The sequence below is a fragment of the Streptomyces sp. NPDC030838 genome (assembly GCF_055572035.1).
In genome coordinates this window covers 40,032-52,540 of the sequence record NZ_JBVIED010000013.1, presented here as the reverse complement: position 1 = coordinate 52,540, position 12,509 = coordinate 40,032, and the positions used below count along the sequence as shown (strand labels likewise).

The 12,509-nt window shown below is 71.7% G+C and carries 10 protein-coding genes; 7 read left to right on the top strand and 3 right to left on the bottom strand.

Features of this window, described 5'->3' with window-relative positions:
* Positions 1-12: 12 nt before the first annotated feature.
* Positions 13-2,172: an alpha-galactosidase gene (locus ACZ42A_RS28525; RefSeq protein WP_468530152.1), complete on the bottom strand. Its 2,160-nt coding sequence runs from the start codon at positions 2,170-2,172 to the stop codon at positions 13-15.
* A 288-nt stretch (positions 2,173-2,460) separates the two neighbouring features.
* Here ACZ42A_RS28525 and ACZ42A_RS28520 point away from each other — a divergent pair, with 288 nt between their 5' ends.
* From ACZ42A_RS28520 to ACZ42A_RS28500, 5 genes are all read left to right on the top strand, one after another.
* Positions 2,461-3,597: an ROK family transcriptional regulator gene (locus ACZ42A_RS28520; protein WP_468530151.1), complete on the top strand. Its 1,137-nt coding sequence runs from the start codon at positions 2,461-2,463 to the stop codon at positions 3,595-3,597.
* A gap of 199 nt (positions 3,598-3,796) precedes the next feature.
* Entirely contained in the window at positions 3,797-4,450 is a 654-nt protein-coding gene (locus tag ACZ42A_RS28515) for a (2Fe-2S)-binding protein (RefSeq protein WP_468530150.1), read from the top strand.
* Positions 4,451-4,457: 7 nt separating this feature from the next.
* Entirely contained in the window at positions 4,458-5,438 is a 981-nt protein-coding gene (locus tag ACZ42A_RS28510; protein WP_468530149.1) for an FAD binding domain-containing protein, read from the top strand.
* Complete coding sequence (locus ACZ42A_RS28505) at positions 5,435-7,627, top strand: xanthine dehydrogenase family protein molybdopterin-binding subunit (RefSeq protein ID WP_468530148.1); 2,193 nt, start codon at positions 5,435-5,437, stop codon at positions 7,625-7,627. The genes ACZ42A_RS28510 and ACZ42A_RS28505 overlap by 4 nt, the downstream gene beginning before the upstream one ends.
* A gap of 141 nt (positions 7,628-7,768) precedes the next feature.
* On the top strand, positions 7,769-8,914 hold the full coding sequence (locus ACZ42A_RS28500) for an XdhC family protein (RefSeq protein ID WP_468530147.1): 1,146 nt from the start codon (positions 7,769-7,771) through the stop codon (positions 8,912-8,914).
* A gap of 102 nt (positions 8,915-9,016) precedes the next feature.
* On the opposite strand, the gene ACZ42A_RS28495 is transcribed toward ACZ42A_RS28500, so the two are convergent.
* Complete coding sequence (locus ACZ42A_RS28495) at positions 9,017-9,742, bottom strand: SDR family NAD(P)-dependent oxidoreductase (RefSeq protein ID WP_468530146.1); 726 nt, start codon at positions 9,740-9,742, stop codon at positions 9,017-9,019.
* Between the two features lie 53 nt (positions 9,743-9,795).
* Entirely contained in the window at positions 9,796-10,686 is an 891-nt protein-coding gene (locus ACZ42A_RS28490; RefSeq protein ID WP_468530145.1) for a helix-turn-helix transcriptional regulator, read from the bottom strand.
* Between the two features lie 260 nt (positions 10,687-10,946).
* On the opposite strand from ACZ42A_RS28490, the gene ACZ42A_RS28485 reads away from it, so the two are divergent.
* Both ACZ42A_RS28485 and ACZ42A_RS28480 read left to right on the top strand, forming a co-directional pair.
* A complete protein-coding gene (locus ACZ42A_RS28485) occupies positions 10,947-11,963 on the top strand; it encodes a zinc-dependent alcohol dehydrogenase family protein (RefSeq protein ID WP_468530144.1) in 1,017 nt (338 codons plus the stop codon).
* 104 nt (positions 11,964-12,067) lie between these two features.
* The gene (locus tag ACZ42A_RS28480; protein WP_468530143.1) at positions 12,068-12,478 is read left to right on the top strand and encodes a (R)-mandelonitrile lyase; all 411 of its coding nucleotides are present in this window, start codon (positions 12,068-12,070) and stop codon (positions 12,476-12,478) included.
* Positions 12,479-12,509 lie beyond the last annotated feature (31 nt).

The window sequence follows — 12,509 nt, the reverse complement described above, 5'->3', positions numbered from 1 at the left end:
TGACGGGTGGCCTCAGACGAGGACGGCCTCGATGAGGACCAGGCGCTCCGGGTACTGCGCGGGGGCCTGGATGCCGACGCTCCCCAGGACCCGGCCGGCCAGCTCCACCTTGTCGCCCTGCCACCAGGGCAGCGCATAGCCGGTAGGCCCTTCGGGGCGGTCACCGGGCGCCAGCGGCGACAGGCGGTACACCGCGTCGGGGTCGAGACCGGGCAGGCGCACGCGCCCGGGCGGGGACTGCACGCTGGTGGCCGTCTGCACCACCGCGTAGACGGCACGGGACCGGTCGGACGCGACGACACCGTGCAGCCACAGGGCCGGATCGTGGTGGTCGGCGCGTACGACGGTGCCCGAGTGCAGCAGGGGCCGCAGCCGCTTGTACGCCGCCACCCACTCCGCGAGGCGGGCGCGCTCCTCTGCGGAGGCGAGGGTGAGGTCCCACTCGATGCCGAAGTGGCCGAACAGGGCCGTTCCCGCACGGAAGTCGAGGATGTGGGCACGGCCGGTGGTGTGGGCGACCGGGGCGGAGACGTGCGAACCGAGAAGCTCGGGCGGGAGCAGCAGGCCGGTCCAGCGCTGGATCTGCTGGCGTTCCAGGGCGTCGATGCAGTCGCTGGCCCATACCCGGTCGGTGCGCTCCAGGATGCCCAGGTCCACGCGTCCGCCGCCGGAGGAGCAGGACTCGATCTCCAGGCCGGGGTGGCGGGCGCGCAGTTCGTCGATGAGCCGGTACACGGCGGCCGTCTGCACATGGACCCCGGCCGTCCCGCGCGGGCTGTGCCCGGCCTCGACCAGGTCCCGGTTGTGGTCCCACTTGATGTAGTCGATGCGGTACTCGGTGACCAGGGCGTCCAGGCGCTCCAGCAGGTACGCGTACGCCTCCGGGTGACCGAGGTCGAGGATCTGCTGATGACGGGCGGCCGGCGGGGTGCGCCCGCCCGTGGCCATGATCCACTCGGGATGGGCGCGGGCGAGGTCGGAGTCGGGGTTGACCATCTCCGGCTCGAACCAGAGACCGAACTGCATGCCCAGCGCGCGCACATGGTCCACCAGCGGATGCAGCCCGTCGGGCCAGACATCCTTGTCGACGTACCAGTCGCCGAGCCCGGCGGTGTCGTCCCGGCGGCCCCGGAACCACCCGTCGTCGAGGACGAAACGTTCCGCGCCCACCTCGGCCGCCGCGTCGGCGAGGGCCTTCAGCTTGTCCGCGTCGTGCCGGAAGTAGACGGCTTCCCAGGTGTTCAGGGTGACGGGCCGCGGCGACCGGGGGTGGTGCGCGCGGTCCCGCAGATAGCCGTGGAAGCGCCCGGCCAGCTCGTCGAGTCCCTGTCCGTACGACCCGTAGATCCACGGGGACGTGTAGGACTCGCCGCCGGCGAGCCGGACCTCGCCGGGCAGCAGGCTCTCGCCCCCGCCGATGAGGCCGACGCCTGCCGGGGTGCGCTCGGCCAGTGAGCGATGGTTGCCGCTCCACGCGACGTGCAGTCCCCACACCTCACCGGTGCGGAATCCGAAGCCGCTCTCGCCCGCCACGTGCACGAGCGTCGCGTCGATCCCGGTACGGCCGCGCCAGTTCTCCCGCAGATGGGTGCCGAGCGTGAACGCGTGCCGCTGCGGGGAACGTTCGCGCAGATGCCGGCCGGTGAGGTCGAGCAGCTCGGTGGCCTGGCCGGGCACGGGCAGGGTCAGGAGCAGGCCGTCCACGGTGTAGGGGCGTGCGCCGTCGTTGGTGAGGGTGGCCCGCTGGCGTACGAGACCCGACCGGGTGACCTCGATCTCCAGTGCCAGCGCGAGTTCCGCCTGGGTGTCGACGGCGTCCACGGCCAGGCGGTGCGCCACCGGGCCTTCGCCGGCGCCCGGTCGCACGGACCGGACGGTGAAGGCGGTGGAGAAGTCCTCCCCGTCCCGGTGCCCGGTGAGCCCGGCGGTGCCGAGCCACCCGGCGGACTGCTGCGGGAGCACGCTGACCGGCACCGGCTCGTCCAGCGAGCACGACATGACCTGCGCCGCGTCCGCCGTGCGGGCCAGGCCGGCCAGGGCATCGCCGGTGAGGTCACCGAGGTCCGCGCCCCAGTGGATGACCCGGGGGAGCAGTCCGCCGGAGCAGTCCAGGACGAGGCTCATGCCGACGGCGCGGAAGTGAAGGTGGTCGTCGTGAAGACGCTCGGCCATACGGGATTCCTTGAGAGGAGTGGGGACGCCCCGGCACCCGTCGGACGGGCGGGGAGGTCGGCGGGGAGGTGAGCCGTTCGACTCGCCATGAACTTTCGACGCGGAAGCATCGCCCCGTCAACCCCTCGGAAACACTCTCTTTTTTCGGGCGAAACGATGGAGGGCTTGCATCTGTCATTTCCATCTTGGAAGTAACGAGGGTGTGTGGAATGCTGAAGCCCACCTGGTGACAGTCACTACCCCGCGGAGGGCCACCCGGTGGATGCCACGTCAGCGCCGTCTCATCCGATGACCGGCGCCAGCCGCGCCGTCGCCCTGGAAGTGCTGCTGCGCGGGCCGGTCTCCCGCAGCGAGATTGCCCGCCGCCTGGACATGTCCGCCGGCAGCCTCACCCGCCTCGCCAAGCCGCTCGTCGACAACGGCCTGCTCGTCGAGGTGGACGCCGGTCCCGGTCACGATTCCGGGACGGTGCGCCGGACCCGGCCCCTGGACATCAATCCGGCCGCCCACCACTTCATCGGCGCCAAGGTGACCGGCGACGACGTCCACGCGGTCCTCACGACGATGCGTGCCGAGGTCGTCGCCTCCGCGCGCAGGTCTCTCCCCGGCCGTGACCCGGCTTCCGTCGTGGCGGCCGTCCGTGAACTGACCAGGGAGCTCACCGCCGGGGGACCGCCGATCAGCAGGGTCGGAGTCAGCCTCGGCGGGCGCGTCACACACCAGACGACCGTCACGGACGCGCCGTTCCTGGGGTGGTCCGAGGACGTCCCCCTCGGCGGCCTCCTCGCAGACGCCCTCGGTATCCCCGTCACCGTCGACAACGACCTGCTGGCGCTGACCCGGGCCGAGCACTGGTTCGGGGCCGCCCGAGGTCACGACCGCTTCGCGGTCATCACCATCGGCGCCGGCGTCGGCTACGGCCTGGTCATGCACGACACCGTCGTCGACAGTCCGGACGTCGGCGTCGGACTGCTGGGGCACTGCCCCCTCGACCCCATGGGCCCGCTCTGCCCCAGCGGGCACCGGGGCTGTGCCACGGCCATGCTGTCCGAGCCCTCCATCTGCGCCGCCGTCTCCGTCGGACTGCGCCGTGCGGTGACCTACGACGAGTGCCTGGACCTCGCCGCGGCCGGTGACCCGGTCGCCACACCCGTCATCACCGCGGCCGGACATGCCCTCGGCCGCCTCCTCGCGGCGGTCGCCAACTTCACGCTGGTGCGGAAGATCGTGCTCACGGGGGAAGGTGTGCGCCTGGCCGAAGTGGCCCGCACCGCTGTGGACGAGGGCGTACGAACCGACCGTGCCCCGAGCGCTGTCCCGGTCGAAGTGGACGTCCGGCACAGCGACTTCACCTACTGGGCCCGCGGCGCGGCGGCCACCGCCATCCAGGCCTACGTGCTCGGCGACATGCCGGCGACGGGCTGAGGCTTGCCTACCCCTTACTCAAGGCTGACACCACCAAGGGGAGGATAAAAGTCTCCCTCCCACAGGCAATGACCGCGGTGCAAGACTTCGCACGTGGACGGCCGCGGCAGTCAAGAACGCGGTCGACCAGGCCTGGGGCGACGACGCTCCCGCCGTGCCGCTCTGTACGGCCGATCCGTCCGTGATGCGAAGGCGACGTATGTCCACTGATCTCCCTGAATCCGCTGTCCCGCCATCCCCCGCCGGGTCCGGCGAGTCCCCCTCGGCGCCCACACGACGAACCTTCATCGCCACCAGTACCGCGGTCGGCGCTGCGGTCATCGCCGGCGGCGTGATCGGAGGTACGTACCTCTCCGGCTCGGAGGAGGCCTCCGCCGCGGAGAAGCCGCCGTCCAGTCGAGTCTCGCTGACGGTCAACGGCACCCGGCGGACGGTGACGGTCGACAACCGCACCTCGCTGCTGGACCTGCTGCGCGAGCACTTGGATCTCACCGGCTCCAAGAAGGGCTGCAACGCCGGGGCCTGCGGCGCGTGCACGGTGCTGGTCGACGGGCAGCGGGTGAACTCGTGCCTGACGCTGGCCGTGCGCCTGGACGGGGCCGAGGTCACCACCATCGAGGGGCTGGCCGACGGCGACCGGTTGCACCCGCTGCAGCAGGCGTTCATCGACGAGGACGCCTTCCAGTGCGGTTACTGCACCCCGGGCCAGATCATGTCCGGTGTGGGCTGCATCCAGGAGGGTCACACCGGTTCGCCGGAGGAGATCCGGGAGTGGATGAGCGGCAACATCTGCCGCTGCGGCTGCTACCCGAAGATCGTGCGCGCGGTCGAGCAGACCGCGGGCCGGAAGTGAGGGCCCGATGTACCCCTTCTCCTTCACCAAGGCGTCGGACACGCGTGAGGCCGTCTCCGCGGGCCGGCGCGGTGGCCGCTACATCGCCGGGGGCACCACGCTGGTCGACCTGATGCGGGAGACCGTCGAACGCCCCGAGACCCTGGTCGACATCTCCGACCTGCCGCTGCGCGAGGTCACCGTCACCGAGCGCGGCGGGCTGCGCATCGGCGCCCTGGTGCGCATGTCGGAGGCCGCCGCCCACCCCAAGGTGCGCACCCTCTACCCGGTCGTCTCCGAGGCACTGGAGCTCAGCGCCTCCGCCCAGTTGCGGAACATGGCCACCATCGGCGGCAACATCATGCAGCGCACCCGGTGCACGTACTTCCGTGACGTGACCGCGGACTGTAACAAGCGGGAGCCGGGCTCCGGTTGTGCGGCGCTCCAGGGCTTCAACCGCATGCACGCGATCCTCGGCACCTCCGACGCCTGCGTGGCCACCCACCCTTCGGATGTCGCCGTGGCGTTCGCGGCGCTGGAGGCGACGGTGCACCTGCTGGGCCCGGACGGTGAGCGTCGCGTGCCCTTCGCCGACTTCCTGCTGCGGCCCGGCAGCACCCCCGACCGTGAACAGGCCGTCTGGCAAGGCGAGTTGATCACGGCGGTGGAGATTCCCGCGCTTCCGCGTCCGCTCCGGTCCGGCTATCTGAAGGTGCGGGACCGTCAGTCGTACGAGTTCGCCCTGGGGTCGGCGGCCGTGGCACTGCACGTGCGCGGCGGGGTCATCCAGGAAGCGAAGGTCGCCGCAGGCGGTGTGGGCACGGTGCCGTGGAAGCTTCCCGCGGTCGAGAGGCACCTGATCGGGGAGCGCCCGTCGGAGGCGTTGTGGGCAGCCGCCGCCGAACGCGCGGCGGACGGTGCCCGTCCGCTGTCCCACAACCGCTTCAAGGTCGAGTTGCTGAAACGGACCGTCGAGCGTCAGCTGCGCATCGTAGGAGGTACGAAGTGAGTCCCCAGCCGCAGGCCGCCGTGGGTGCGCCGCTGTCGAGGGTGGACGGGCGGCTGAAGGTCACCGGTCAGGCGCTGTACGCCGCCGAGCACGACGTCAAGGGTGTCCTGCACGCGGTCATCGTCGACGCTTCCGTCGGCCGCGGTCGTATCACGTCCATCGACACTCGTGCGGCCGAAGCCCACGCGGGAGTGCTGACGGTGATCAGTCACCGTAACGCGCCGAGGCTGCCGTACCGCGACAACAGCGGGTCGAACAACCCGGCCGGCCGCAGGTTGAGAGTGTTCCAGGACGACCGGGTGCTCTTCCACGGTCAGCCGGTCGCCGTCGTCGTGGCCACCACCCTGGAGGCCGCGCAGCACGGCGCGAGCCTGGTCAAGGTCGAGTACGACGCCGAGCGGCCCTCGACCGACCTGTCCGAGGCCGAGCCGGGCGAGCCGACGAACTACGCGCGCGGCGATGTCGAGGCGGGGCTGCGTAACGCGGCTGTGCGGCTGGACCTGACCTACCACCTGGCGCGCAACCACCACAACCCGATGGAGCCGCACGCCACCATCGCCCGCTGGGACGGCAACCGGCTCACCGTGTGGGACAAGACCCAGTGGGTGATGGGCACGCGGGACGAACTCGCCGCGGTGTTCGATCTGCCCGCTGACTCGGTGCACGTGATGTCGCCGTTCGTCGGCGGCGGCTTCGGCAGCGGGCTGCGCTGCTGGCCGCACACGGTCGCCGCCGCCGTGGCCGCCCGCGAGACGGGTCGTCCGGTCAAGCTGGTGCTGAGCCGTAAGCAGATGTACTTCAGTGTCGGCTTCCGGCCCGCGTACGAGTACCGCCTGCGGCTGGGCAGCGACCGGCGGGGGCGCCTTTCCGCCATGGACCACGAGATGGACCACGAGACCTCGGCGTACGAGACGTTCCTCGAGGGCATCATGGATCCGGGCCGGATGCTGTACAGCATGCCCCACGTCCGCCAGGCGTACCGCACGGTGCCGCTGGATGTCAGCACCCCCATCTGGATGCGCGGCCCGGGCCCCGCGACGGCGTCGTACGTGATCGAGTCGGCGCTGGACGAACTCGCCGACCGGCTCGGTATCGATCCGATTGAGCTGCGCCGGCGCAACGAGCCGGAAGAGGACGAGTCGTCCGGCCTGCCGTGGTCCACCCGGCGGCTGCGTGAGTGCTACACCGTCGGTGCCCGTGAGTTCGGCTGGGACCGGCGGCCCAGCAGGCCGCGTTCGAGGCGGGAGGGCGACTGGCTGATCGGTATGGGTATGGCCGCGGGCGTCTACCACACCGCGCGTGCCGCTGCCGAAGCCCGGGTGCGACTGGACGCCGACGGCACGGCCGTGGTCGAGAGCGCCACCAGCGACATGGGGCCGGGTACCTACACCTCCCAGAGCCAGGTCGCCGCCGACGCGCTCGGGCTGACCATGCGCGCGGTGACGTTCCGGCTCGGTGACTCGCTCTACCCGCAGACCCCGCCGCACGGCGGCTCGATGACCATGGCGAGTGTCGGCTCGGCCGTCCTCGACGGATGCGATCGGGTCCGCCGACAGGCGATCGAGCTGGCGGTCGAGGACGAGGAGTCGCCGCTGTACGGCGTGGCCGCCGAGGACGTCGTGGTGCGCGGCGGCCGGCTGCACGTACGGAACAACACGGCTCGGGGCGAGACGTACCAGCGGCTGCTGACCCGCAACAATCGCACCCATATCCAGGCGCGGGGTTCCTACGCGCCGCCGTCGTCCGAGCGGCACTCCGCCCACGCCTACAACGCGACCTTCGCCGAGGTGGCCGTCGACGCGACGCTGGGCCTGGTGCGGGTGCGGCGGATCCTGGGCGTGTACGACGCGGGCCGCATCATCAGCCCCAAGCTCGCCGAGAGCCAGGCCCTCGGCGGCATGGTGGGCGGCATCGGCCAGGCGCTGCTGGAGCACACGGTCACCGACCACCGCGACGGGCGGATCGTGAACGCCGGCTTCGCCGACTACCTCGTGCCCGTCAACGCCGACGTCCCCGACCTCAAGGCCATCTACCTCGACGGCGAGGACCGGGAAGCCGACCCGCTCGGCGTCAAGGGCCTCGGCGAGGTCGTCATGGTCGGCGTGGCGCCGGCGATCGCCAACGCGGTCTTCAACGCCACCGGCCGCCGGGTGCGTGAACTGCCCATCACCGCCGAGGCACTGCTCTGACCGGTGCACCCCATACGGTCCGGCAGGCCGGCCGGCTACGCCTGTCTGCCGGACTCCCAGGGCCGCCGCCGCAACCGCCCCCCGTCGGCGCGGCGGCGGCCCGCCACCCCATTCCGACCACCAGGTCGCTCTGGAGACCTCATGCTGAACATCGCGGACACGCTGCACCGTTGGTGCCGCGAGGCACGTCCGTTCGCCCTGGCCACGGTCGTCGACGTCCGCGGCAGCGCCCCTCTGCCGGTCGGTACGTCGGTCGCGGTGGACGAGGACGGCAACGCGGTCGGCAGCATTTCCGGCGGCTGCGTCGAGGGCGCGGTCTACGAACTGTGCCGGCAAGTGCTCCAGGACCAGGGCGCGCCCCAGCGGGCGTGGTTCGGATACTCGGACGACGACGCCTTCGCCGTGGGCCTGACCTGTGGCGGAGAACTCGACGTCCTGGTGCAGCGCATCGACCCCGCGGCACAGCCGCACTGTGCCGAGGCCCTTGCCGAGGCGGTCAGTGGCCGGGCTGCTGCCGTGGCACAGGTCGTGGACGGCCCCGAGGAACTCCTTGGCCGGCTCGTCAGCGTTCTCGGTGACGGCCGAGTCGCCGGCGCGGATCCGGGCGGAGACGCGGGCCGCACCGTGGCGGACCAGACCAGGGCGCTACTGCGGGCCGGACGCACGACCCGCGTCACTCTCGGCGGGGATGCGGACACCTGCCCCGAGCGGCTGTCCGTCCTGGTCCACGTCGCCGCCACGCGCCCTCGCATGCTGATCTTCGGCGCCGTCGACTTCGCGGCCGCCCTCAGCGAGGCGGGCCGCTTCCTGGGCTACCGGGTCACCGTGTGCGACGCCCGGTCCGTGTTCGCCACGCCCGCACGCTTCCCGTACGCGGACGAGGTCGTCGTCGACTGGCCCCACCGCTACCTCGAAGGCACCGAGGTGGACGCCCGCACGGCCGTCTGCGTCCTCACCCACGACGCCAAGTTCGACATCCCCCTGCTGCGCCAAGCACTCGACCTGCCCGTCGGCTACGTCGGCGCGATGGGCTCCCGCCGCACCCACGAGGAACGCCTGCGCCTTCTGCGCGAGGCGGGCGTCACGGAAGAACAGCTGGCCCGGCTGCGCTCGCCGATCGGTCTCGACCTCGGTGCCCGCACCGCCGAGGAGACGGCCATCTCCATCACCGCGGAAATCATCGCCCACACCAACCACGCCAGTGGACACCCACTGTCCCGGACCACCGGCCCCATCCACCGGCCGACCGGACGCGTGGCCCTCACCGCGAATCGCGGTGGCCAGTAAGTCAGATGGCCGGCGACATCTACGTCGGCCATGGCTCCCTCACCGGCGACTGGCTCGCACCGCAGGCTCCGCCGACTCATCGACCTGGTCGCACCGCTCCGTTCACAGCTCAGTGCCGGTCTCCTCGGCCAGGGTCTCGAGGAGGCGGTTCTGGAAGGCCTCGTCGTGGACGGCGCGGTGCGGCTGCCTGCGCTGTCGGTGGTACCAGTAGCCGCCGGTGGTCAGGGCCTCCGGCTCGTCGCTGGTGGCGAGCCACTCCTGCGTCCGATGCCCGAGTTCCAGATCGTCCGGTGCGCCCGGACCGCCCATCTTGGTCGGCACCCAGCCCGGATCGACCGCGTTGCTCAGCACGCCGGGACGCAGGCGGGCCACCGCGGCGGTGAGCGTCGTGACGAACAGTTTGCTGTCCGCGTAGGAGCCGGGGCTCTCGCCGAGCCAGTCGACCCCCTGCACCGTCGGGCGCCCGCCGAAATGGGAACCGCTGCTCAGGTACACCAGTCGGCGCGGTGCCGGCAGCAGGGCCGTGAGCAGGTACGGGGCGATGATGTTGACCGGCATGACGGCTCGCCCGCTCCATACGCCGGCGTTGTGGATGACCGCGTCGAGCGGGTCGGCGTCGTTCAGTTCGGCGGCGATACGCCGTACGGCGTCACGCTCGCGGAAGTCACCGATGACGGCGTCCGCTCCGCGGTCGAGCAGCGGCCGCAGCACGGTCGCCCGCTGAGGGTTGCGGGCGTGCACCACGACCTGGTGTCCGGCGGACAGCAGTGCCTCCGCCGCGGCCCGGCCCAGGCCGTCCGTGGAACCGGTGACCAGAATGCGGCTCACCAGCGCACCGCCCCGTACCTCTGCTCGGCTGCTGTCCGCACGGCGGTCTCCTTTCAGGCGGTGGGGTGCCGCGCTGCCGGGCCGGCGTCTTCGGTGGCGGCCAGGGAGGCGAGCAGGCGCAGTCCCTCTTCTGAGGGGGAGCCGGGTTCGGCGGTGTAGATGGTCATGTGGAGTCCGGGTTCGGCGGCCAGGTCCAGGGACTCGTAGGCGAGGGTGAGGTCACCGACCGCGGGGTGGCGGAACCGCTTGGTTCCGGTCCCGTGGCGGCGCACGTTGTGGGCGCCCCAGCGGGCGCGGAACTCCTCGCTGCGGGTGGAAAGCTCCCCGATGAGGTCGTGCAGGTTCTTGTCGTGGGGATCGCGGCCGGCCTCGCGGCGCAGGTTGGCCACCGCCATGTCCCCGAAGAGCTCCCAGTCGGGGTAGAACCGGCGGGAGGCCGGGTCGAGGAAGTTGAAGCGGGCCAGGTTCCGCTGGTTGTCCGCGTTGGCGAACAGGTCGGTGTAGAAGGCGCGGGCGAGGGGGTTGGCGGCCAGGATGTCCAGGCGGCCGTTGCACACGACCGCCGGCCCCCTTGTGATCGCGTCGAGGGTCCATTGCAGGCTGCGGTGCGGGGTCCACTGCCGGGTGGTGGTGCGGCGCCGGGGGCGGGTGAGGGCGTCGGAGCCGTCGGCGACCTGGGCCAGGTCCAGGAGGTGGGCGCGTTCGGCGTCGTCCAGCCGCAGGGCGCGGGCGACGGCTTCGAGGACGGCCGGGGAGGCGCCGGCCAGGTTGCCGCGCTCCAGTTTCGCGTAGTACTCGACGCTCATGTCGGCCAGCGCGGCGACCTCGCTCCTGCGCAGCCCGGGCACGCGCCGCCGGGACCCGGCAGGCAGGCCGGCCTGCTCCGGGGTGATCTTCGCTCGCCGCGAGGTCAGGAACTCGCGGACCTCCTCGCGGTTGTCCATATCTCCGACCGTACGGCCTGCCGGCCGCGGAAGGGGTGTACTGCCAGTACACCTATCGCCGGTAACTCGCCGGCCGCCGGGATGTGCGGTTACCTGGAGCAGAGGCAGCCCTCGGGGCGGCGCCGCCGCCCCGAGGGGCCCCGGCCGGCAGCGTGCGAAGACAGCGGCACTCTGACGCCTCCCCGATGCGTGCCCGCAGCGGCCACGGCGCCCCGCGGGCCCCCAGGCCCCGCCTCTTCAACGAACGTGAGGATTTCCCCATGCGCGGAGCAGTGATCCACGCCCCCGGCGATGTGCGCTTCGAGACCCTGGACGACCCGAAGATCCTGAAGTCGACGGATGCGATCATCCGCACGGCCGTCACCTGTGTGTGCGGCTCCGACCTGTGGCCCTGGCGTGGCCTGGACGTGACCGACGAGGCGCACCCGATGGGGCACGAGTACGTCGGCTTCGTGGAGGAGGTCGGGCCTGAGGTCACCTCGGTCAAGCCCGGGCAGTTCGTCGTCGGCTCGTTCGCGACCTCGGACAACACCTGCGCCAACTGCCGCAACGGATGGCAGTCCAACTGCTTGAACCGCGAGTTCATGAGCACCTGCCAGGCCGAGTACGTGCGCATCCCGAACGCCCAGGGCACCCTGGTCGCCACCGAGGAGGTGCCGGACGAGGAGTTCTGGCCCGGCCTGCTCGCCGTCTCCGACGTCATGGGCACCGGCTGGTACGCCGCCGACGCCGCCGAGGTCGGGCCCGGCTCCACCGCCGTGGTCGTCGGTGACGGGGCGGTCGGCCTGTGCGCGGTGATCGCCGCGAAGGAGTTGGGCGCGGAGCGGATCATCGTCATGAGCCGCCACGAGACCCGCCAGCGGCTCGCCCGTGAGTTCGGCGCCACCGACATCGTCACCGAGCGCGGCGACGAGGGCGTCGCCCGGATCAAGGAGATGACCGGCGGCATCGGCGCCGACTCCGTCCTGGAGTGCGTCGGCACCGCCCAGGCCATGCGGCAGGCCCTGCACTCCACGCGCCCCGGCGGCAACGTCGGCTTCGTCGGCGTCCCCCACGAGGTGGCGATCGACGGCCAGGAGCTGTTCTACTCCCACGTCGGCCTGCGCGGCGGCCCCGCACCCGTGCGCCGCTACCTGCCCGACCTGATGGACCGCGTCCTGACCGGCCGTATCAACCCCGGCAAGGTCTTCGACCTCACCCTGCCCCTGGAGCAGGTCGCCGAGGGCTACCAGGCCATGGACGAACGCCGCGCCATCAAGACCCTCCTCAAGCCCTGATCCGGCGCCACGGTTCGTCCGGGACACGCCGCCGCCTCACGATCCCGGGGCCGAGCGCCCGGCCGTGCCACCAACCCTCGACGATCAGAGAGAAAGAAACGGCCTTGCAGATCACCCGAAGCTCGATCAACACCGTCAAGGGTCCCGCCGACTGGTTCACCGGCGACGTCTACATCGACGCGGTCGCCGCCGCGCCCGAGCCGTCCCGGGTCAGCGCCGCTCTGGTGCACTTCATGCCCGGTGCGCGCACCCACTGGCACCGCCACCCGCTCGGCCAGACCGTCTTCGTTACCGAGGGGATCGGTCTGTGCCGGCGCCGGGGCGGGCCGATCGAGGTCATCCGGCCCGGTGACCGGGTGTTGTTCGAGGCCGGCGAGGAGCACTGGCACGGCGCCGCGCCGAACCGGCTGATGGTCCACCTGGCCATCAACGAGAGCGACGCCGACCACGATGTCGTGCACTGGCTGAACCCCGTCACCGACGAGGAGTACGCCCTGGCCCCGGCCACCGACTGACGCCCGACCCGAACCAGCCACCCCCCTGAAC